Raw genomic sequence first — 22,079 nt, forward strand, 5'->3', positions numbered from 1 at the left:
TCAGGCCACGCAAGACCCTTGGCTGGAAAAGCCCTGCCGAGGTCTTCTTTAACAACAAGGCCATGCGAGACGCTGGCCTTATTCCGACTGTTGCACTTGGGGTTTGAATCCGCCGTGACTTTCTTTTGGCGAAGCAAAAGAAAGTTACTTGCCGCCGGGCAACCCCAGGCCAGCAACCCTCAGCAAAGAGCGCGAAGGCCGGAGCAAGAACCGGCCCTAACTCCCCGGCCAGGCCAGCTTCCCCACCACATCCACATGCGTAAGGTACACCCGCAAATCAAACTCATACTGGTGATACTGCGGCTCCATATGCGTACACAACTGGTAGAAAGCCTTGTCATGGGCTTTCTCCTTGATGTGGGCCAGCTCATGCACAGTGATCATGCGCAGAAACTCCACGGGCACGTCCTTGAAGAGCGTGGCGACGCGAATCTCGCGTTTGGCCTTGAGCTTGTTGCCCTGCACGCGTGACACGGTGGTGTGGGTGCCCAGCGCATGCGCGATCACGTGGAGCTTGCTGTCGAAGGTCACCTTGGACAGCGGCTCGGAGCTGCGCAGGAAATCGTTCTTGAGATCCATCACGTAGTCGTAGAGCGCCTTGTCGGTCCGCACGCCGTGACCTTGGGGGTACTTGGCGAGCAGCACCTCACCCAGCCGATCCTGATCCAGCAATTGCTGAACCTGGGTTCGCAGGTTTTCCGGATAGCCGGAAAGGTATTTCAAGGGAGAGGCATTGGCCATCAGGGATTCAGGCCGGGTGCCTCACGGTTGCGCTTCAGGCCTCGCGGCGTAGCGCAGGGAACAAAATCACGTCGCGAATGCTGGGGCTGTCGGTCAGCAGCATCATCAAGCGGTCAATCCCCACACCACAGCCGCCGGTGGGAGGCATGCCGTATTCGAGGGCGCGCACGAAATCGTGGTCGTAGAACATGGCTTCGTCGTCGCCGCTGTCCTTGGCCGCGACTTGCGCGTTGAAGCGGGCGGCCTGCTCTTCGGCGTCGTTGAGTTCGCTGAAGCCGTTGCCGAATTCGCGGCCGGTGATATAGAGCTCAAAGCGCTCGGTGACCTCGGGCCGGCTGTCGTTGGCGCGCGCCAGCGGGGAGATTTCCGTTGGGTGCTCCATGATGAAGGTCGGCTGCCAGAGTTTTTCTTCGACCAGCTCCTCGAAGTACAGCACCTGCAGGCTGGCCAGCGAGCGGGTCGAAAGGCGGTCTTTTTCCTCATTCATGCCCAGCTTTTTGAGGGCATTGATCAGCCACACGCTGTCATCCACATGCTCGCCGGCTTCGGTGTGCTTGAGGATGGCTTCGCGGATGGTCAGGCGTTCAAAGGGTTTGGCGAGGTCGACTTTTTCTTCCTTGCCGCCGTAGCTCAGCTGCAGCGTGCCCGCAGCCTTTTGCGCCGCGTCGCGAATCAGTGCCTCGGTGAAGTCCATCAGGTCGTTGTAGTCCCAGTAGGCCGCATAGAACTCCATCATGGTGAATTCGGGGTTGTGCCGTACCGAAATGCCCTCGTTGCGGTAGCTGCGGTTGATTTCGAAGACGCGGTCAAAGCCGCCGACGATCAGGCGCTTGAGGTAAAGCTCGGGGGCGATGCGCAGGAACATTTCCTGGTCCAGCGCGTTGTGGTGTGTCTTGAAAGGCCTGGCATTGGCGCCGCCCGGGATGGGGTGCAGCATCGGCGTCTCGACCTCGAGGAAGTCGTGGCCGACCATGAATTCGCGGATCGAGCTGACGGCCTTGCTGCGCGCGGTGAAACGCTTGCGCGCCTGCTCGTCGGTGATCAGGTCCACATAGCGCTGGCGGTATTTCTGCTCCTGGTCGGCCATGCCGTAAAAGTCGCCGGGCAAGGGCCGCAGGCTCTTGGTCAGCAGGCGCACGCTGGTGGCATGGATGGACAGCTCGCCGGTTTTGGTCTTGAAGACCTTGCCTTCCGCCGCCACGATATCGCCGAGGTCCCAGTGCTTGAAGGCGGCATAGAGCTCTTCGCCGATCTCGTCGCGCGTGAGGAAAATCTGGATGCGACCGGTGCTGTCCTGCAAGGTTGCGAAACTCGCCTTGCCCATCACGCGCTTGAGCATCATGCGGCCGGCGATCTTCGCGGGAATAGTCTCGGCGGCCAGCGCCTCGCCATCCTTGTCCCCATGCGCGGCGTGCAGCTTGCCCGCATGGTCGGAGGGTTTGAAGTCGTTCGGGAAAGCGACGCCTTTGCCGTCCGCCTGGTCTTTGCGCAGGGCCTTGAGCTTTTCGCGGCGCTCGACGATCAACTTGTTGTCGTCTTGCGGGGCGGGGGCGGCATTGCCTGTGGCGGTGGGCGTGTTCGGCTGGTTGGACATAGGGTCAAGGTTCCGGAAAGAGGTCGAAAAGTGTCGGGCGCCCTGCCTTCAGAAGAAGAAGGCCCGAAAAGCGCCGAATCGCTGATTTTAAGTTTTAACAGGGGCGTTTTGGCAGGGCCGCCTGAAAAGGCGTTGAGATCGCCAGCAGGCCCTTAAAGCGCGATGCCGGTGCGCTCCAGGATGTCGCTTACCAGTTCCAGCCGCATCAGGGGGTTGTCCAGCTGCATCAGGCGCTGCTTGAGCTCCAGTGGAATCGGCAGCAGTTCGCACCAGCGGTTGGAGACCCATCCGCAGTCGTCGAGCCGGTAGGGCGACTGCAGCGGCATCTGCGTTTGCGGCACTTCGCGCTCCTGCAGGCTTCTGATCAGCTTGCCCAGCGCGTCCGCTGTGCCTTGCAGGTCGGGCGGGACTTTCACGGCCTGGTCGTCTTCGAGCCGGGTGACGTCGGCGATCCACAGGCCGTGCTTGAGTTTTTCGCGGCGCGAGATTTCAAAGCGCTGCGCGCCGACGCAGCGGATCACCATCAGGCCCGGCTGCGGCAAGGAAAACTCGGTGATGGTGGCCAAGGTGCCGACCGTGCTGAAGGCTTCGTGCGCAAAGCCGTCGCCGGCGGGGCCGGTGTCTGCGGGACGCCGCACTTCCGAGCCTTCGGTCAGCGATACCACGCCGAAGGGCGCGCCTGCCTTGTGGCACTTGCCTATCATGTCGAGGTAGCGCACTTCAAAGATGCGCAGGGGCAAAATGCCGCCCGGAAACAGCACTGCGCCCAGCGGGAACAGGGGAAGGGAGCTCAAGGTCAAAGCTTCTGGCATGGTTCTCATCGTGCTTTGGGGGGCCGTGAACCACATCATCCCATGTGACCCGCGCGGTGCACTTTTCGTGCGGCTAATACGCCTTGCTTCAGGGGCTATTCAGGCTTGCCAGGTTCTCAACTGACGGCGTCGGCCGGTTGCCTGAGCAGCATGGCCAGTGAACTGGCCACGGTCTTGCGCAGTTCGCGGCGGTCGCAGATGAAGTCGATCGCGCCTTTGGTCTGCAGGAACTCGGCGCGCTGGAAGCCTTCCGGCAGCGTCACGCGCACGGTGGATTCAATCACGCGCGGGCCGGCAAAACCGATCAGGGCCTTGGGCTCGGCAATGACCACATCGCCGACAAAAGCGAAGCCGGCACTCACCCCGCCCATGGTCGGGTCGGTCAATACGCTGATGTAGGGCAGGCCTTTTTTGGCCAGGCGCGTCAGGGCGGCATTGGTTTTGGCCATCTGCATGAGGCTCAAAAGCCCTTCCTGCATGCGCGCGCCGCCGGTGGCGGTAAAGCAGATGAAGGGCACTTTTTGCTCGATGGCGGCGTGCACGCCGCGAACGAAGCGCTCGCCCACCACACTGCCCATGCTGCCGCCCATGAAGTCGAACTCAAAGCAGGCCACGACCACGCCTATGCTGTGCACCGCGCCGCCCATGACGATGAGCGCATCGGTTTCCTGGGTGTTTTCCAGGGCTTCTTTCAGGCGTTCGGGGTATTTGCGGCTGTCCTTGAACTTGAGGGCGTCGACCGGCAGCACTTCCTGGCCCAGCTCGTAGCGGCCTTCCGGATCCAGGAAGGCGTCCAGCCGGGCGCGGGCGCCTATGCGGTGGTGATGGCTGCATTGCGGGCAGACGTTCTGGTTTTTTTCCAGGTCGGTCTTGTAGAGCACCGCTTCACAGCTGGGGCATTTGATCCACAGGCCCTCGGGCACCTGGCGGCGTTCCGTCGGGTCGGTGGGGCTGATTTTTGGGGGAAGCAGTTTTTCTAGCCAAGACATGAAGTCAGTCCTTGTAGTGTCGGGCGGGGCCTGGGGCCCCGCCGGGCGAAAAGCGCAATTATGCGCCGGTTTCCCCAGGCTTCAACCCGGTACCGGCCGGCGCAAAAGTCAGTCCAAAGCAGTACGGATTTCCGTCAAAAACGCCTGTGCGACGGCCGCTACCTTGTCGCGCGGCTGGTTTTCGATCAGCTGGATGATCTTGCTGCCGATGACCACGGCATCGGCCACCTTGCCGATGGCCTTGGCCGTGGCTGCGTCGCGGATGCCGAAGCCCACGCCCACCGGCACGTTCACATGTTTGCGTATGCGCGGCAGCATGGCCTCGACGGCGTCCACGTCCAGCGTGCCCGCGCCGGTCACGCCCTTGAGCGAGACGTAGTAGACATAACCGCTGGCGACGCCGGCCACCTGGGCCATGCGAGCGTCAGTGCTGGTGGGGGCCAGCAGAAAAATCAGGTCCATGCCGTGCGCACGCAGCCGGGCGGCGAATTCCACGCATTCCTCGGGCGGGTAGTCGACGATGAGCACGCCATCCACGCCGGCCTGGGCGGCGTCGCGGATGAAGGCGCTTTCGGTCTTGCTGCCGCCGTGCTTGATGTCGTAGCGCTCCACCGGGTTGGCGTAGCCCATCAGGACCACGGGCGTTGCACTGTCCTTGGCGCGGAACTGACGCACCATCTCCAGCACCTGGGCCAGGCCGACGCCGAAGGACAGGGCCTTGTCGCCGGCTTTCTGGATCACCGGGCCATCGGCGCTGGGGTCGGAAAACGGCACGCCCAGCTCGATCACGTCGGCGCCGCCGGCCACCATGGCGTGCATCAGCTCGGGCGTGACGTCGGCAAACGGGAAGCCCGCGGTGACGTAGGGGATCAAGGCCTTGCGGCCCTGGCTTTTCAGCGTGGAGAAGGTAGAGGCAATGCGGCTCATGACTGCACCCCGCTTCCCTTGGCGCCGCTGGCATCGAAGGACGCCGGCGAAGCCGACCCGCCCTTGACGGACAGGCCGCGCATGGACGGCCGGTCGTAGAAGTCGGCCCCCGAGAGGTCGGCCACCGTGCCGATGTCCTTGTCGCCGCGGCCCGAAAGGCAGACGAGCAGGCTCTGGTCGCTGCGCATGCTGCGGGCCATTTTCATGGCGCAGGCCACGGCATGGCTGGATTCGAGCGCCGGAATGATGCCCTCGGTGCGGCACAGGTAGTGGAAGGCCTCCAGGGCTTCCTTGTCGGTGATGCCGACGTATTCGGCGCGGCCTATGTCCTTGAGGAAAGCGTGTTCAGGGCCCACGCCGGGGTAGTCGAGCCCGGCGCTGATGCTGTGGGTTTCGGTGACCTGGCCGTCCTCGTTTTGCAGCACATAGGTGCGGTTGCCATGCAGCACGCCGGGCAGGCCGCGCTGCAGCGAGGCCGAGTGCTTGCCGCTTTCCAGGCCTTCGCCGGCCGCTTCCACGCCGATCAGGCGGGTTTTGGCGTGCTGGATGTAGGGGTGGAAGATGCCCATGGCATTGCTGCCGCCGCCCACGCAGGCGATCACCGCGTCGGGCTGTTTGTTGCCGATGAATTCCGGCATCTGCTGCAGGCATTCAGCGCCGATCACGCTCTGGAAGTCGCGGACCATCATGGGGTAGGGGTGCGGGCCCGCCACCGTGCCGATGATGTAAAAGGTGTTGTCCACGTTGGCGACCCAGTCGCGCATGGCCTCGTTGAGCGCGTCTTTCAGCGTCTTGCTGCCGCTTTCAACCGGCACCACCGTGGCGCCCAGCAGGTTCATGCGGTAGACGTTGGGGCTCTGGCGCTTGACGTCCTCGCTGCCCATGTAGACCACGCATTCCAGGCCGTAGCGCGCGCAGATCGTGGCGGTGGCCACGCCGTGCTGGCCGGCGCCGGTCTCGGCGATGACACGCGGCTTGCCCATGCGGCGTGCCAGCATGGCCTGGCCTATGGTGTTGTTGATCTTGTGGGCGCCGGTGTGGTTGAGGTCTTCGCGCTTGAGGTAGATCTGCGCGCCACCCTGTTCGCGGCTCATGCGCGCGGCATGGTAGATCGGGGAGGGGCGGCCCACGAAATGCGCCAGTTCGGACTGGAATTCGGCGATGAACTCCGGGTCGTGCTGGTATTTGGCGTAAGCGTCTTTCAGCTCGTTGATCGCATGGGTCAGTGTTTCCGAAACGAAACTGCCGCCGTAAATTCCGAAATGGCCTGAAACGTCAGGCTGGTGGTACTCGTACATGATGGGGACTCTTTGCAAGTAACTCGTCGGCGGCGCGAACGGCCGCGACGAACTGGTTGATTTTGTCGGCGCTTTTGATTCCCTTGGAAATCTCGACGCCGGAACTGACATCAACGGCCAGCGTTGTGCAACGCGGCCTGACTTGCGAAATGCCATCGATCACGTTTGCAGGCGTCAATCCACCAGACAAAACGAGGTGAGCGCTGACGTTTGGAGGAAGAAGTGACCAATTGAATGTTTTCCCGCCGCCGCCATAACCTTCGACATGAGCGTCGAGAAGGATGGCTTGTGCGGCCTTGAAGTCCTGGGCGTATTTTACGAGATCAAAGCCGCCTGGGGAGCCCGGGGTGTTTTCGGCTGATTTTTCACCTAATGGGATGCGTGCCGCGCGCATGAAGGGCCGGCCGGCTGAAAGGCAGTCTTCAGGCGTCTCGTCCCCGTGAAACTGCAGAAAGGCCGTGGGGATGAGGGCGCAGGCGGCGCTGATTTGGGTTGCGGGCGCGTTGACGAAGAGCAGCACCGGCGTGATGAAGGGCGGCAGGCGGCGGGCCAGTTCGGCGGCGCGTCCGGCCGTCACGTAACGCGGGCTGGTCTCGTACATCACAAAACCGACCGCATCCGCGCCGGCCTCCACGGCGGCATCCACGTCTTCTTCACGGGTCAGGCCGCAGATCTTGATGCGGGTACGGGTGGTGGGTGCGGGCGTCATGGCAACCAATCATAGGCGGGTGTGCGAGCCGGGAGGCCGTAGTGGTCTTCATAGACCGGCCCCAGAAAATACAGGCCGTCCGGCGAAAACGTGGGCGCGGCGGCATCGCGGCTGCGCGCGGCCATCACCCCGGCCAGCCAGTCCGGCGGGTAGTTGCCCTGGCCTATGGCGACCAAGCAGCCCATGATGTTGCGGATCATGTGGTGCAAAAAGGCGTTGGCCTCGAACTCGAAGCGCCAGTATCGGGCACCTGGATCGCCGCGGTGCGAAATCTCAATGCGGCTGATGGTTTTGACGGGGGACTTGGCCTGGCACTGCGCGGCGCGGAAGGAGCTGAAATCATGTTCGCCGACCAGGTAGGTGACGGCCTGCCGCATGGCCGCCTCGTCCAGCGGCCGGTAGACCCAGCCGACGCGCCCGGCTTCCACGCTGGGCCGCACCGGGGACTCCAGCACCACATAGGCATAACGGCGGGCGATGGCGCTGCCGCGGCAATGGAATTCATCGGGGACCTCACGCGCCCACTGCACGGCGATGTCTGAGGGCAAAAAGGCGTTGGTGCCGCGCACCCAGGAGGCGATGTCGCGCTGCAGGGGCGTATCGAAGTGCACGACCTGCATCAGGCCGTGCACGCCTGCGTCGGTGCGGCCCGCGCACAGGGTGCGGATGGACTGGGCGGCGAATTTGCCCAGCGCCAGTTCCAGTTTGTCCTGCACCGTGTTGCCCGAAAGCTGGCTTTGCCAGCCTTCGTAGCCGCTACCGCTGTAGCTGACGCCGAGTGCAATCCTCACGGGAGGGGACGCAGTGAACGCGGCGCGTTCAGGCTGCGCTCACGACAAGGCGTTCAGGAAGGCCTGCGCCTTGACCTTCAGCGGGCCCTTGGCTTCGGCCATCACCTCTTCGGCCAGGGACCTGGCGCCATCCGAATCGCCCAGCGAACGGAATTCTTCGGCCAGCAGGAATTTGGTTTCCAGCGGGTCGTCGGACATGACTTCCATCGGGTGGTCCGGGCTTTCCGTCGTGGGGCCGTTCAGGTCCAGCGACAGCGAACCGAGGTCGAACTCCAGCATGCCGTTGTCAGTTACCGGCTCTGGCGCCGGGGCTGCCGCCGCTTTCACGGGGGCGGGCGCCGGTTTGGGGGCCGGTGTGAACGGTTCGGGCGTGAAGTTCAAGCCTTCGTCGAGGAAAGAGGCATCGGGCGCGGCCTCGGCGGGTTTGGCGGCCGGCGCAGGTGGCTTGGCCGTGGGCAAGGCCACCGTGGCGCTGCTGAAATCCATGTTCAGCGGGGCCGGTTCCTGCGCTTTCATGGCCACCGTGGGCTCGACGCGCGCGGGAGCGGGCGGCGGAGGTGGCGGGGCCGAGATCACGGCCGGGGTGGTGGCCGCACCGGGTTCGTCATCGAGTGAGAAGTCCAGGTCAAGGTCGACATCCATCGAAGGCGTGGGCGCGGGAACATGCGCCGGCTGGGCGACCATGGCCACGGTGCCGCCCGGGCTGAACGCCGAGGTGCCGCCCGCATGGGCGCTGCCGGCTGGCTGTCCGCCTGGCTGGTACATCGGGTTGGCGGGGTCCAGTTCACGGCCCATCTCGGTGATGTAAGCCCATTCGGGGCCGCTGCCGTGGGTGAGGTTGAACGCCTCGATGGCCACGGTTTCAAAGGCCTTGCTGTCGCGGCGCTTGGCGTAGATTTCCATCAGCTTGGCATGGATGGCGACGCGCATCGGGCTGGTGCGCATGGCCTCCTTCAGGATTTCCTCGGCCTGCAGGTCTCGTCCATAGGCCAGATACACATCAGCTTCGGCTACCGGGTCGACGTCGCCAGCGGCATCCAATTGACTCGGCGAGTACACCAGGGACGAGCCCGTGGCGTTGCCTTCATTCGTGTCAATTCTTTGGCCGCCGCTGGCGCCGAAAAAAGAATCCGGCTGCAGCCTGCTTTCGAGGAAGGAGCTGTCGACCTGGGCCGCACCGCCACGCTGGCGATAGCGGTAAAAGCCGAAACCGGCCAGCAGCAGCAGCAGGCCGCCGGCGATGGGGAGTACCAGCGGGTTGTCGAGCAATTCGTCGACCAGGCTGGGTTCGGGCGGCGGCGGCGGGACTGCCACGGGCTTTTTGGCGGCGGCCACAGCCGGCGCGACCGCGGCACTGGCGGCCGGTGCGGGCTGGGAGGCTGCAGCTATCGGGGCCACGCTGGTGGAAGCTTCGGATGCGGAAGCGGCCGCAGCTGGCGCGCTGCTGGCGGTCGCCGGCGTGACGGCAGCAGTCGAGGCTGGTGCGGGTGTCACGCCCGGGGCGGCGGCGGATGGCGCCGCGGGTGCAGGCGTTGCGGCCGGGGCGGGGGTGGGGGCCGCCAGGGTTGGCACGCTGGCAGGCGCGGGAACCGCCACACCGGGGGCTTTTGCCGCACTGGCTGCGGGCGCCGCCGTGGGGGCGCCGCCCAGCTTGTTCAGTTCGCTGATGTTCTTGGACAGCTCGGCCACGCGCGTGGAGGCCTCCTTGGCCTGGCGTTCCTTGGCGATCTTGTCTTCGGCCGCTGTGGGGGCTGCCTTGCCCTGGACGGCGCCCTTGGAGAGGGTCAGCTTGTCGGGGGTGGTGCTGGCGGGCGCGCGGTCTTCGACCTTGGCCTGCACCTTGCCGCCGGCCTGGCGGTCCGCGCTGGCCATCTGGGTGGCCGGCACGCCTTCGGCGAGCTTGCGGCGGAAACTGTTGAAGTCCTTGCTTTGCGCGACGATGGTCTGGGTGGCTTCGCCGGCGGAAAGCGCTCCGGCCGTTTCGGCGCTCGGGATGTCGAGCACTGCGCCCGACTTGATGCGGTTCACGTTGCCGCCGATGAAGGCGTCGGGGTTGCTGCGCAACAGGGCGACCAGCATCTGGTCCAGCGACACGCTGGCGGGCTTGTTCTGGGCGGCGATCTTGCCGGCGGTGTCACCGGCTTTAACGGTGACCTGTTTGTCACCGCCGGCCGGCACTTTTTCGAGGGGCGCGGCAGGGGCCTTGGCGACCGGCGCGGGCCGGGTGCTGGGGCCGGCCGGCGGCGAATAGGGGATGGAGGCAATGCCCTTGGCGGGAGGGGCCGAGGGACGGGAAGACAGCACGGGTGCCGTGGGCGCGACCGCTGTACCCGAGCGCAGGGCCGGCGGGTCGAACAGCATGGTGTAGTCGCGTGTGATGCGGCCATTGGCCCAGCTGGCTTCCAGGATCAGGTCGACAAAAGGCTCGGTAACGGGACGGTTGCTGCTCAGGCGCAGAAAGGAGCGTCCGTCAGGGCGGCGTTGCAGGGTGACCTCGACGCCGGAAACGACGCTGCCGTATTCAAGCCCGGCCGCCTTGAAGGCGTCGACCGGCGCCACGCCGGCCTTGAGGCTGGAGGCTTCCTCCGGTTTGATGTCGGGGATCTCGATTTCGGCGCGTAGGGGTTCGCCCAATGCCGATTGAACCGTGATACGGCCCAGCGCGAGCGCGTGGGCTTCCAGACTTGCCAGGCTGCCCAGCAGTGCAATGGCACTTGCCAGGGCGCCGATACGCCAACGACCGCGATTATTCATGGGGTTGTGAGCCTCCAGTGCTCGGTCTGCATGTAACTTTATTCTGCTTAAGCGCACAAAAACCTCGATGCGAATTTTCGAAAAACAACCTTAACATCAAGGCATTAGGCTGACAAGCTAAGACACCACTTAAGTTTTGACACAGCGAGTTAGCAGCAACTTACAAGTTTCGGATGTTGTCTGACGACAACGTCTTGTGACATGTAGTTACGGATCGGCGGCTGTATGTTGGCAGCCGCTCACCTCAATTAATTCAGGCCTGCAACAGGATGCGCAACATGCGGCGCAGCGGTTCGGCGGCGCCCCACAGCAACTGGTCGCCCACGGTGAAGGCGCCCAGGTAGTCGGGGCCCATCGCCAGCTTGCGCAGGCGGCCCACCGGGATCTGCATGGTGCCGGTGACGGCCACAGGCGTGAGGTCCTTGGTGGAGGCTTCGCGCGTGTTGGGCACGACTTTGACCCATTCGTTGTCGGCCGCGATCATGGCCTCGATGTCGGCCAGCGGCACATCCTTCTTGAGCTTGAAAGTCAGCGCCTGGCTGTGGCAGCGCATGGCGCCTATGCGCACGCAGAAGCCGTCAACCGGGGTTTCGGCGGTGCCGAAGCTCGCGCCCTGGCCTAGGATCTTGTTGGTCTCGGCGCCGCCCTTCCACTCTTCCTTGCTCATGCCGTTGCCCAGGTCCTTGTCGATCCAGGGGATCAGCGAACCGCCCAGCGGCACGCCGAAGTTGGCGGTCTCAGCGGCGCCCAGGCCTTGCTGTTTGGCCAGGATGCGGCGGTCGATCTCGAGGATCGCCGACTTGGGGTCGTTCAGCAGCGTGCGGACTTCGCTATTCAGCGTGCCGAACTGCGTGAGCAGCTCGCGCATGTGTTGCGCGCCGCCGCCCGAGGCCGCCTGGTAGGTCATGCTGGTCATCCATTCGACCAGGCCGGCCTTGTACAGCGCGCCCACGCCCATCAGCATGCAGCTGACCGTGCAGTTGCCGCCGATCCAGTTGCTGCCGCCCTTGGCCAAGGCGTTCTGGATCACGGGCAGGTTGACCGGGTCCAGGATGATGACGGCGTCGTCGTTCATGCGCAGCGTGGAGGCCGCGTCGATCCAGTGGCCCTTCCAGCCGGCCGCGCGCAGCTTGGGGAAGACCTCGGAGGTGTAGTCGCCGCCCTGGGCCGTGATGATGACGTCGCACTTCTTCAGGGCTTCAATGTCAAAGGCGTCTTTCAGCGTGGTCTCGTTCTTCGCCTGGGCCGGGGCTTTGCCGCCCGCGTTGGAGGTCGAGAAGAACACCGGCTCGATCAGGTCGAAGTCGCCTTCGGCCTGCATGCGGTCGATCAGGACCGAGCCGACCATGCCGCGCCAGCCGACGAGCCCGGTGAGATTGCCTTTGAGTTTCATTTGAACTGCCCCTTCAAAAAGTACATAAAAATGGCTTTTTGGCCCGGCTCATCGAGCCGGCAGGGCACGACGAACCAGGCTTGCTAGCCTTTAATGGTGGTCGTTTTGGTGATCTGGGCAAAAACCGGCGCCGCACGTCCCGCGCGCAGGGCGGCGGGGCAGTGGGTGAAAGCGGGGTTTTTGCGCATAGGTGTCGATTGTAGCCAGCCTTGGCTTTGCCGAGGCTGACAACCGCCCCAAACTCTCGGCAAAGCGCCGGTTTGCGGCGAAAAAACGTCAGGCCAAAGCCTTGACGACCGCGTCGCCCATCTGCACCGTGCCGACCTTGGTCGTGCCTTCGCTGTAGATGTCGGGTGTGCGCAGGCCCTGGCTCAGCACGGCGTCCACGGCTTTTTCGATGCGGGCGGCGGCTTCGGGCTGGTTCAGGCTGAAGCGCAGCATCATGGCCGCGCTCAAAATCGTCGCCAGCGGATTCGCCACGCCCTTGCCGGCGATGTCGGGCGCGCTGCCATGGCTGGGCTCATAGAGGCCCTGGTTCTTGTCGTTCAGGCTGGCCGAAGGCAGCATGCCGATGGAGCCGGTCAACATGGCGGCGGCGTCGCTCAGGATGTCGCCGAACATATTGCCGGTGACGACCACGTCAAACTTCTTGGGCGCCTTGACCAGCTGCATGGCCGCGTTGTCCACGTACATGTGGTCCAGCGCAACGTCGGGGTATTGCGTACCGACCTCGGTGACCACGTCTTTCCAGAGCTGGAAGGTTTCCAGCACATTGGCTTTGTCGACGCTGGTCACGCGCTTGTCGCGTTTGCGGGCGGCCTGGAAGGCGACGTGGGCGATGCGCTCGATCTCGGGGCGCGAATAGCGCATGGTGTCGAAAGCCTCTTCCGAGCCGGGGAAGTGCCCGTCGGGCGAAACGCGGCGGCCGCGCGGCTGGCCGAAGTAGATGTCGCCGGTCAGTTCGCGGATGATGAGGATGTCCAGGCCGGACACCAGCTCGCGCTTGAGACTGGAGGCGTCGACCAGCTGGGCGTAGCAGATCGCGGGGCGGAAGTTGGCGAACAGGCCCAGGTTCTTGCGCAGGCCCAGGATGGCTTGCTCGGGGCGCAGCGGCCGGTCGAGCTTGTCGTATTTCCAGTCACCGACCGCGCCGAACAACACAGCGTCAGCGTCCTTGGCGAGCTTGAGCGTGGCTTCGGGCAGCGGATGGCCGTGGGCCTCGTAGGCGGCGCCGCCGACCAGTGCGCTTTCGGTTTCGAATTTCAGGTCAAGTGCCTTCAGGACCTTGACGGCTTCCGCGACGATTTCAGTGCCAATGCCGTCACCCGGCAGGATTGCGATTTTCATGATTGCTGTCTTTGTGATGGCCGCGCGCGCCCATGGGGACGGCCCGCGGTGGATTCTGGGGAAAGGTGTTCAGCCCGCGGCGGTGTGGCTCAGCCAGGGCTTGGTCGCCAGGCGCTCGGCTTCAAAGGCCTTGATCTTGTCACTCTGGCGCAAGGTCAGGCCGATGTCGTCCAGGCCGTTGAGCAGGCAGTACTTGCGGAAGGCCTGCACCTCGAAGGGGAGCTCCTCGCCCTGCGGCTTGACGACGACCTGGCGTTCCAGGTCCACCGTGAGCTGGTAGCCGGGAAAGGCCAGCGCTTCGTCGAACAGCTGGGCCACCTGCGCCTCGGGCAGCACGATGGGCAGCAGGCCGTTCTTGAAGCTGTTGTTGAAGAAGATGTCGGCGTAGCTGGGCGCGATGATGGCGCGAAAGCCGTACTGGTCCAGTGCCCAGGGCGCGTGTTCGCGTGAGGAGCCGCAGCCGAAATTCTTGCGCGCCAGCAGGACGGAGGCGCCGGCGTAGCGCGGCTGGTTCAGCACGAAGTCGGGGTTGGGCTTGCGCGTGGCCGGGTCCTGGCCGGGAAAGCCCGCGTCCAGGTAGCGCCATTCGTCAAACAGGTTGGGCCCGAAGCCCGTCTTGCGGATGGACTTGAGGAACTGCTTGGGGATGATGGCGTCGGTGTCGACGTTCTCGCGGTCCATGGGGGCCACGAGACCCTTGTGTACGGTGAATTTTTGCATTTACTTCTTTGCGGCGTTTTCGATTTTTTCGCCGACCTTCTGGACGTCCTGCCCGACACCCCGGAAGGTGTTGCAGCCAGCCAGCAGAACGGCCACGGAGGCCAGTGACAGCGCAAGCAGGGTTTTGATTTTTTTCATGGAAGTTCCTCCTGGGGCTGGTGGTTAGACAAACTTGCGGATATCGACAAAGTGGCCGTGCACGGCCGCCGCCGCCGCCATCGCGGGGCTGACCAGGTGGGTGCGCCCGCCGGCGCCCTGGCGGCCTTCGAAGTTGCGGTTGCTGGTGGAGGCGCAGCGCTCGCCCGGCTCCAGCCGGTCGGCGTTCATGGCCAGGCACATGGAGCAGCCCGGCTCGCGCCATTCAAAGCCGGCGGCCACAAAAATCTTGTCCAGGCCTTCGCGCTCGGCCTGTTCCTTGACCAGGCCGGAGCCCGGCACCACCAGCGCGAGCTTCACATTTTTGGCGACCTTCTGGCCTATCTTTTTGATCACGGCCGCGGCTTCGCGCATGTCCTCGATGCGGCTGTTGGTGCAGGAGCCGATGAACACCTTGTCGACGTAGAGGTCGTTCAGCGCCTTGCCGGGCTCCAGGCCCATGTACTTCAGCGCGCGCTCGATGGCGTCGCGCTTGTTGGCGTCTTTTTCCTTGTCGGGGTCGGGCACGCGGTCGTCGATGGACAGCACCATTTCGGGCGAGGTGCCCCAGGTGACCTGCGGCAGGATCTGGCTGGCGTCGAGTTCGACCACGGCGTCGAATTTCGCGTCGGGATCGGAGTGCAGGGTGTTCCAGTATTTGGCGGCCATGTCCCATTCGACGCCGGTGGGCGAGAGCAGGCGGCCCTTGACGTAATCGATGGTTTTTTGGTCCACCGCCACCAGGCCGGCGCGCGCGCCCGCTTCAATCGCCATGTTGCAGACCGTCATGCGGCCTTCCATGCTGAGCGCGCGTATCGCCGCGCCGGCGAATTCAATCGTGTAGCCGGTGCCTCCTGCTGTTCCGATCTTTCCAATGATCGCCAGCACGATGTCCTTGCCGGTCAAGCCGGGTGCGAGCTTGCCCTCGACCTTCACGAGCATGTTTTTGGCCTTCTTGGCCAGCAGGGTCTGCGTGGCCATCACGTGCTCGACCTCGCTGGTGCCTATGCCGTGCGCCAGCGCGCCGAAGGCGCCGTGGGTGGAGGTGTGCGAGTCGCCGCAGACCACCGTCATGCCGGGCAGGGTGGCGCCGCTTTCGGGGCCGATCACATGCACGATGCCCTGGCGCTTGGAGAGGAAGGGGAAGAAGGCGGCCGCGCCGAATTCCTTGATGTTGCTGTCCAGCGTGGTGATCTGTTCCTTGCTGACCAGGTCGGTGATGCCGTCGTAGCCGAGCTCCCAGCCGGTGGTGGGCGTGTTGTGGTCGGCGGTGGCGACGATGGAGCTGATGCGCCAGACCTTGCGGCCGGCCTCGCGCAGGCCTTCAAAGGCCTGCGGGCTGGTGACTTCATGCACCAGGTGGCGGTCAATGTAGAGGATGGCCGTGCCGTCTTCTTCGGTATGGACGACGTGTTCGTCCCAGATTTTGTCGTAAAGGGTGCGTCCCATGGTTTCCTTCGTGGTCTCTTGTGTCGTCTGTCGTGGGGTGATTTTAGGCGGCTGCGTGGGCCGGGGCCGCCGCGCTTTTCGCGGCCTTCAGGCTGCCGTGTTGGGGCGCGGGCAGCGTCAGGTGGTCGACCAGCAGCCGCGCCGTCAGCGGCAGGGTGGAAAAGTCGCGCGCCACCAGTTGGATCTGGCGCTCCGCCCAGCTGTCCAGCAACGGGATGGATTCAAGTTCGCCGACGCCGTGCGTCAGTTCGAAGGCGCGCTGCGGCATCACGCCCACGCCCAGGCCGTTGTGGATCATGCGGCACATGGCGTCCAGGCCGGTCACGTGGATGCGCAGCTTGATGGTGCGCCCCAGCCGCGCTGCGGCCTCGCGCATGGCCAGGTAGATCGAGCTGTTGGAATGCAGGCCGACCTGGTCGTAGTCCAGTGCCGCTTCGAAGCGTATGGCGCCCTGCGCGCACAGCGCGTGGCCGCGCGGGACGATGAGCACGAGTTTGTCGCTGCGGTAGGGCAGGGTCTGCAGGTCGCCTGCGCCGTCGGCGGTATTACAGATGCCCAGGTCGGCCGCGCCTTCCTGCACGGCGCGGACGACTTCGGTGCTCAGGTGCTCCTCGAGGTCTATCTTGATGCCGGAGTGTTCTCGCGTGAACGCGCCCAGGTCCTCGGGCAAGAACTGCACGATGGCCGAGATGCTGGCATGCACGCGCACATGGCCGCGCACGCCGTCGGCGTATTCGCTGAGTTCGCTCTGCATTTTTTCGAGGCTGAACAGCACCGAGCGCGCATGGTGCAGCAGGCTTTCGCCGGCCGGCGTCAGGTCGACGCCGCGGGTGTGGCGGTACAGCAGGGGGGTGTCCAGCGTGGCTTCGAGGTCGGAGAGGCGCTTGCTCACGGCGGAGGCGGCGATGAATTCGCGCTCGGCCGCCTTGCCGATGCTGCCCAGCTCGCACACGGCCACAAAGAGTTGAAGCGAGGTCAGGTCAATGCGGCGGGCAAAGTTGCGTTCTGAGCTTTTCATGGGGCTTGTGGCGTGGCGTCATCGCGTTCGACGACGGTAGATCGCTATTTTGCCGCTAAGAACCGGGTTTTGTCATCGCAATACGCGATGGCCCGCTTGCCGATGGGCGTTTTCCCCCTGGCCCGGGCGTAAAAAAGCCCGCCGATGCTGCCATCAGGCGGGCTTTGCGCCAAGGCGCGGGTGGCTTAGCGCTTGGCCAGCGGCTTGACCTGGCGGGTCGTGGAGCCGGTGAACAGCTGGCGTGGGCGGCCGATCTTGTACTCGGGGTCGCCGATCATTTCATTGAGCTGGGCGATCCAGCCGACCGTGCGGGCCAGGGCGAAGACGGCAGTGAACAGCGGCACGGGGATGCCGATGGCGCGCTGCACGATGCCGGAGTAGAAGTCGACGTTGGGGTAGAGCTTGCGCGAGACGAAGTAGTCGTCTTCGAGGGCGATCTTTTCCAGGGCCATGGCCAGCTTGAACAGCGGGTCGTTTTCCAGGCCCATTTCCTGCAGCACTTCCTTGCAGGTTTCCTGCATGAGCTTGGCGCGCGGGTCGTAGTTTTTGTAGACGCGGTGGCCGAAGCCCATCAGCTTGACGCCGGAACTCTTGTCCTTGACCTGCTTGATGAATTCGCCGATCTTCTCGACGCCGCCCTGCTTCTGGATGTCGCCCAGCATGTTGAGGGCTGCTTCATTGGCACCGCCGTGGGCCGGGCCCCAGAGGCAGGCCACACCGGCCGCGATGGCGGCGAAGGGGTTGGTGCCGGAGGAACCGCACAGGCGCACGGTGGAGGTCGAGGCGTTCTGTTCGTGGTCGGCGTGCAGGATAAAGATGCGGTCCAGGGCGCGTTCAAGCACCGGGTTGACCTTGTACTCTTCGCACGGCGTGGCGAACATCATGTGCAGGAAGTTGCCGGCGTAGCTCAGGTTGTTCTTGGGGTACATGTAGGGCTGGCCCACGGTGTACTTGTAAGCCATGGCGACCAGGGTCGGCATCTTGGCGATCAGGCGGATCGCGGCGATTTCGCGGTGTTCCGGGTTGTTGATGTCGGTGCTGTCATGGTAGAAGGCCGACAGGGCGCCGACCAGGCCGGTCATGATGGCCATCGGATGCGCGTCGCGGCGGAAACCGCGCAGGAAGAACTGCATCTGCTCGTTGACCATGGTGTGGTTGGTCACGCGGTGCACGAAGTCGGTCTTCTGCGCCACGTTGGGCAGCTCTCCGTACAGCAGCAGGTGGCAGGTTTCCATGTAGTCGCAGTTGGTGGCCAGCTGCTCGATGGGGTAGCCGCGGTACAGCAGCTCGCCCTTGTCGCCGTCGATGTAGGTGATGGCCGACTGGCAGGCGGCGGTCGACAGGAAACCGGGGTCATAGGTGAACATGCCGGTTTGCGCGTACAGCTTGCGGATGTCGACGACGTCCGGGCCGACATTGCCCTGGTACACCGGCAGGTCGATGCTGGGGCTGCCGTTGCTGAAGGACAGGGTGGCTTTGTTGTCAGCTAGCTTCATTTCTTGCTTCTTTCTTTCGTATCAGTGTCAATGAGGGACGGGCGGGTAATCAGGGGGCCGGCGCCGCGGGCTGCAGCAACTTTAAAACCTCATGGGCTTCAGAAGTAGAGGCGCTTGCCTTGGCGGCTTCATCGGGCAGCTGGCCAGCTTCTTTTCGTTTTAACAGCAGGTCCAGCAAATCGTTGTCGGACAACTCCATTAAATCATTCAACCCTTTAGCCTGCCTGACGGTGAGGGTGGCCTCGTGGCCCTGGAAGAAGCGCTCTATCAGCAGGTCGTTTTCGAGCAGGCCGCGTCGGCAGCGCCACTTGAGTTTGCTCAGGGCGCGCTCGTCTAGCAGGGCGTCGGCGGTTTCCATATTTTCGGCCAGTGGACGGTCAAACTGTCCTCATCACCATCATTTCCTTGATCTTGCCGATGGCTTTCGTCGGGTTCAGGCCCTTGGGGCAGACGTCGACGCAGTTCATGATGGTGTGGCAGCGGAACAGGCGGTAGGGATCTTCAAGGTTGTCCAGGCGCTCGGCGGTGGCTTCGTCGCGGCTGTCGGCGATGAAACGGTAGGCCTGCAGCAGGCCGGCCGGGCCGACGAACTTGTCGGGGTTCCACCAGAAACTGGGGCAGGAAGTCGAGCAGCTGGCGCACAGGATGCACTCGTAGAGGCCGTTGAGCTCTTCGCGCTCTTCGGGGCTCTGCAGGCGCTCTTTCTCGGGCGGCACGTTGTCGTTGATCAGGTAGGGCTTGATCGAGTTGTACTGCTTGAAGAACTGCGTCATGTCGACGATCAGGTCGCGCACCACGGGCAGGCCCGGCAGCGGCTTGAGGATGATGACCTCGGGCAGCGTGCGCATATTGGTCAGGCAGGCCAGGCCGTTCTTGCCGTTGATGTTCATCGCGTCCGAGCCGCAGACGCCTTCGCGGCAGGAGCGGCGAAAGCTGATGGACGGATCCTGCGCCTTGAGTTTCATCAACGCGTCCAGCAGCATGCGCTCATGGCCGTCGAGCTCCACCTCGATGGTCTGCATGTAGGGCTTGGCATCGGTGTCCGGGTCGTAGCGGTAGATCTTGAAGGTGCGTTTGGTCATGGGGTTTCTCGCTTCTTGTGGGGTCGCAGGCCGTCTGTCGTGTCTGTTTTTTTTAGAACGTGCGTGTCTTGAGCGGCACGGACTCGACGGTCAGGGGCTTCATCTGCACCGGCTTGTAGGCCAGGCGGCTGCCTTCGCTGTACCACAGCGTGTGCTTGTGCCATTCGGTGTCGTTGCGTCCGTTCGGGTGTTCGGGCGTGTCGCCGTAGTCGTCGACAGAGTGCGCGCCGCGGCTTTCCCGGCGGGCGGCGGCCGACACGATGGTGGCCTGTGCGGCCTCGATCAGGTTCTCGACTTCCAGCGCCTCGATGCGCGCGGTGTTGAAGATCTTGGACTTGTCTTTCAGGCCGATGCTGTTGACGCGCGCGCGCAGGGCGGCGATCTTGCTTACGCCTTCGTCCATGATGGCTTGCGTGCGGAACACACCGGCGTGCTGCTGCATGGCGGCGCGCAGGTCGTTGGCCACGTCCTGGGCGTATTCGCCGTCGGTCGCGTTGTCCAGGCGCGCGATGCGGGCCAGGGTTTTGTCGGCGGCGTCAGCCGGCAGCGGCTTGTGGACGGTGGTCTTGGCGAACTCGACGATGTGGTTGCCGGCGGCCTTGCCGAACACCAGCAGGTCCAGCAGCGAGTTGGTGCCCAGGCGGTTGGCGCCGTGCACGCTGACGCAGGAGCATTCGCCCACCGCGTAGAGGCCGTTGACGACCTGGCTCTGGTTGCTGGCGTCCTGCGTGACGACCTGGCCGTGGATGTTGGTCGGGATGCCGCCCATCTGGTAGTGGATGGTCGGCACCACGGGGATCGGTTCCTTGGTGATGTCGACGTTGGCGAAGTTGTGGCCGATCTCGAACACCGAGGGCAGGCGCTTCATGATGGCGTCCACGCCCAGGTGGGTCATGTCCAGCAGGATGTAGTCCTTGTTGGGGCCGCAGCCGCGGCCTTCCTTGATTTCCTGGTCCATGGAGCGCGAGACGAAGTCGCGCGGCGCCAGGTCTTTCAGCGTGGGCGCATAGCGCTCCATGAAACGCTCGCCGTTGCTGTTGCGCAAAATCGCGCCTTCGCCGCGGCAGCCTTCGGTCAGCAGCACGCCGGCGCCGGCCACGCCGGTCGGATGGAACTGCCAGAACTCCATGTCTTCCAGCGGGATGCCGGCGCGCGCCGCCATGCCCAGGCCGTCGCCGGTGTTGATGAAGGCGTTGGTCGACGCGGCAAAAATGCGGCCGGCGCCGCCGGTGGCCAGCAGTGTGGTCTTGGCTTCAAAAATGTGGACGTCGCCGGTTTCCATTTCGAGGGCGGTCACGCCCACGACGTCGCCCGCGGCATCGCGGATCAGGTCCAGCGCCATCCATTCGACGAAGAAGCTGGTTTTTTCCTTGACGTTTTGCTGGTACAGCGTGTGCAGCATGGCGTGGCCGGTGCGGTCGGCCGCGGCGCAGGCGCGCTGCACGGGCTTTTCGCCGTAGTTGGCGGTGTGGCCGCCGAAGGGGCGCTGGTAAATCGTGCCGTCGGGGTTGCGGTCGAAGGGCATGCCCATGTGCTCGAGGTCGTACACGACCTTGGGCGCTTCACGGCACATGTACTCGATCGCGTCCTGGTCGCCGAGCCAGTCGGAGCCCTTGACGGTGTCGTAGAAGTGGTAGTGCCAGTTGTCTTCGCTCATGTTGCCGAGCGAGGCGCCGATGCCGCCCTGGGCCGCGACGGTGTGCGAGCGCGTGGGGAACACTTTGGAGAGCACGGCGACATTGAGGCCGGCGCGCGCCAGCTGCAGCGAGGCGCGCATGCCGGAGCCGCCGGCACCGACGATGACGACGTCAAATTTGCGCTTGGGGAGTTTGGATGTTGCGGTCATGATTTTTTGTGGGGTGTCGGTCTTCTTGTCGGGTCTTCAGTGTCAGCGGCGCGTCAGAGGCGCCACAGGACCTGGATGCCCCAGCCGGCGCAGGCCACCAGCCAGACGATGGTGAACACATTCAGCACGAGCTTGAGGGACGCCGCCTTGAGGTAGTCCATCCCGATCTCGCGCATGCCGACCCACACGTGGTAGAGCAGGGCGATGATGACCGTGAAGGTCAGCACTTTCATCCACTGCGCCGAGAAAATGCCGGCCCATTTGTCGTAGCCGATGGGGCCTTTGCTGAAGATGACCTGGGCCAGCAGCAGCACGGTGAAGAGGGCCATCAGGACAGCCGTGACGCGTTGCGCGAGCCAGTCGCGCAAGCCGTAGTGGGCACCGACAACGATGCGCTTGGAGCCGTAGTTAACTGCCATTTTTTGTGCTCCTTGTGATCAGTAAAGGCCGAACAGCTTGGCGCCGAGGACCAGCGTCAGGGCGATGCTCACGACCAGCGTGAAGATGGCGGATGACTTGCCGAACTCCTTGCTGACGGCGGCGTGGCTGACGTCCATCCAGAGATGGCGCAGGCCGGCGATGAAGTGGTGCAGGTAGGCCCAGATCAGGGCCAGCGCCACGAGCTTCCAGATGATGCCGGGCAGGCCCAGCATGCCGATGTTGAAAGCCGCTTTGAATTTCTCGAACGAAATCTCGGAAGAAATCGAGGTGTCGAACATCCAGATGATGAAGGGCAGCAGCAGGAACATGATGCCCCCGCTGATGCGATGCAGGATGGAGATGATGCTTGCGACGGGGAAGCGGTAGGTGGGGAGGTCGGTGAGCGCGTTGATGTTGCGGAACTCGGGCCGCTTGGGACGCTGTTTGGAGGCCAGCTCTGTCATTTTTAGGCTTTCGTGGGTGTAACTGGGTGGTAACCGGGTCTGCAATTACAGCTAAACAGCCGAATTCTATTGCAACGCAACAATCGGCTTACAA

21 protein-coding genes are annotated in these 22,079 nt (G+C 64.0%); all 21 read right to left on the reverse strand.

The window, feature by feature from the left end; all coding sequences use genetic code 11:
- Positions 1-216 precede the first annotated feature (216 nt).
- The 21 genes from AC1D1F_RS15960 to sdhC all read right to left on the reverse strand — a co-directional run bounded on the left by AC1D1F_RS15960 (position 217) and on the right by sdhC (position 21,985).
- Positions 217-741: a YgjP-like metallopeptidase domain-containing protein gene (locus AC1D1F_RS15960; protein WP_477678988.1), complete on the reverse strand. Its 525-nt coding sequence runs from the start codon at positions 739-741 to the stop codon at positions 217-219.
- Between the two features lie 34 nt (positions 742-775).
- The gene (gene lysS / locus AC1D1F_RS15965; RefSeq protein WP_477678987.1) at positions 776-2,335 is read right to left on the reverse strand and encodes a lysine--tRNA ligase; all 1,560 of its coding nucleotides are present in this window, start codon (positions 2,333-2,335) and stop codon (positions 776-778) included.
- Between the two features lie 152 nt (positions 2,336-2,487).
- Entirely contained in the window at positions 2,488-3,147 is a 660-nt protein-coding gene (locus AC1D1F_RS15970) for an LON peptidase substrate-binding domain-containing protein (RefSeq protein ID WP_477696465.1), read from the reverse strand.
- Between the two features lie 116 nt (positions 3,148-3,263).
- Positions 3,264-4,136 carry an acetyl-CoA carboxylase, carboxyltransferase subunit beta gene (gene accD, locus AC1D1F_RS15975; protein ID WP_477655129.1) on the reverse strand — a complete coding sequence of 291 codons (873 nt, stop codon included), beginning with the start codon at positions 4,134-4,136 and terminating at the stop codon, positions 3,264-3,266.
- A gap of 108 nt (positions 4,137-4,244) precedes the next feature.
- Entirely contained in the window at positions 4,245-5,063 is an 819-nt protein-coding gene (gene trpA / locus AC1D1F_RS15980; protein WP_477696466.1) for a tryptophan synthase subunit alpha, read from the reverse strand.
- Complete coding sequence (gene trpB, locus AC1D1F_RS15985; protein ID WP_477655131.1) at positions 5,060-6,361, reverse strand: tryptophan synthase subunit beta; 1,302 nt, start codon at positions 6,359-6,361, stop codon at positions 5,060-5,062. The genes trpA and trpB overlap by 4 nt, the downstream gene beginning before the upstream one ends.
- A complete protein-coding gene (locus AC1D1F_RS15990) occupies positions 6,339-7,070 on the reverse strand; it encodes a phosphoribosylanthranilate isomerase (protein ID WP_477677851.1) in 732 nt (243 codons plus the stop codon). The genes trpB and AC1D1F_RS15990 overlap by 23 nt, the downstream gene beginning before the upstream one ends.
- Positions 7,067-7,861 (reverse strand): tRNA pseudouridine(38-40) synthase TruA, encoded by a 795-nt coding sequence (truA, locus tag AC1D1F_RS15995; RefSeq protein WP_477696467.1) that lies wholly within the window; start codon positions 7,859-7,861, stop codon positions 7,067-7,069. Before truA ends, AC1D1F_RS15990 begins: the two co-directional genes overlap by 4 nt.
- Before the next feature lie 39 nt (positions 7,862-7,900).
- Positions 7,901-10,615, reverse strand: a complete 2,715-nt coding sequence (locus AC1D1F_RS16000; RefSeq protein ID WP_477677850.1) for a FimV/HubP family polar landmark protein — start codon at positions 10,613-10,615, stop codon at positions 7,901-7,903.
- Positions 10,616-10,868: 253 nt separating this feature from the next.
- Complete coding sequence (gene asd / locus AC1D1F_RS16005; RefSeq protein ID WP_477677849.1) at positions 10,869-12,008, reverse strand: aspartate-semialdehyde dehydrogenase; 1,140 nt, start codon at positions 12,006-12,008, stop codon at positions 10,869-10,871.
- A gap of 276 nt (positions 12,009-12,284) precedes the next feature.
- Entirely contained in the window at positions 12,285-13,355 is a 1,071-nt protein-coding gene (gene leuB, locus AC1D1F_RS16010) for a 3-isopropylmalate dehydrogenase (RefSeq protein ID WP_477678395.1), read from the reverse strand.
- A 69-nt stretch (positions 13,356-13,424) separates the two neighbouring features.
- Positions 13,425-14,075 (reverse strand): 3-isopropylmalate dehydratase small subunit, encoded by a 651-nt coding sequence (leuD, locus tag AC1D1F_RS16015; RefSeq protein WP_477678394.1) that lies wholly within the window; start codon positions 14,073-14,075, stop codon positions 13,425-13,427.
- Entirely contained in the window at positions 14,076-14,213 is a 138-nt protein-coding gene (locus AC1D1F_RS16020) for an entericidin A/B family lipoprotein (protein WP_477678393.1), read from the reverse strand.
- 24 nt (positions 14,214-14,237) lie between these two features.
- A complete protein-coding gene (leuC, locus tag AC1D1F_RS16025; RefSeq protein WP_477678392.1) occupies positions 14,238-15,659 on the reverse strand; it encodes a 3-isopropylmalate dehydratase large subunit in 1,422 nt (473 codons plus the stop codon).
- A gap of 43 nt (positions 15,660-15,702) precedes the next feature.
- Entirely contained in the window at positions 15,703-16,677 is a 975-nt protein-coding gene (locus tag AC1D1F_RS16030; protein WP_477678391.1) for a LysR family transcriptional regulator, read from the reverse strand.
- Positions 16,678-16,862: 185 nt separating this feature from the next.
- Complete coding sequence (gene gltA / locus AC1D1F_RS16035; protein WP_477678390.1) at positions 16,863-18,173, reverse strand: citrate synthase; 1,311 nt, start codon at positions 18,171-18,173, stop codon at positions 16,863-16,865.
- 49 nt (positions 18,174-18,222) lie between these two features.
- On the reverse strand, positions 18,223-18,531 hold the full coding sequence (locus tag AC1D1F_RS16040) for an FAD assembly factor SdhE (protein WP_436153627.1): 309 nt from the start codon (positions 18,529-18,531) through the stop codon (positions 18,223-18,225).
- Positions 18,532-18,550: 19 nt separating this feature from the next.
- Entirely contained in the window at positions 18,551-19,255 is a 705-nt protein-coding gene (locus tag AC1D1F_RS16045) for a succinate dehydrogenase iron-sulfur subunit (protein ID WP_436153628.1), read from the reverse strand.
- 52 nt (positions 19,256-19,307) lie between these two features.
- The gene (sdhA, locus tag AC1D1F_RS16050; RefSeq protein WP_477675592.1) at positions 19,308-21,101 is read right to left on the reverse strand and encodes a succinate dehydrogenase flavoprotein subunit; all 1,794 of its coding nucleotides are present in this window, start codon (positions 21,099-21,101) and stop codon (positions 19,308-19,310) included.
- 53 nt (positions 21,102-21,154) lie between these two features.
- Positions 21,155-21,520 carry a succinate dehydrogenase, hydrophobic membrane anchor protein gene (sdhD, locus tag AC1D1F_RS16055; protein ID WP_436153630.1) on the reverse strand — a complete coding sequence of 122 codons (366 nt, stop codon included), beginning with the start codon at positions 21,518-21,520 and terminating at the stop codon, positions 21,155-21,157.
- 18 nt (positions 21,521-21,538) lie between these two features.
- Positions 21,539-21,985 carry a succinate dehydrogenase, cytochrome b556 subunit gene (gene sdhC, locus AC1D1F_RS16060; protein ID WP_477655143.1) on the reverse strand — a complete coding sequence of 149 codons (447 nt, stop codon included), beginning with the start codon at positions 21,983-21,985 and terminating at the stop codon, positions 21,539-21,541.
- Between the last annotated feature and the right edge of the window lie 94 nt (positions 21,986-22,079).

The sequence above is a fragment of the Polaromonas sp. P1_H6 genome (assembly GCF_056405195.1).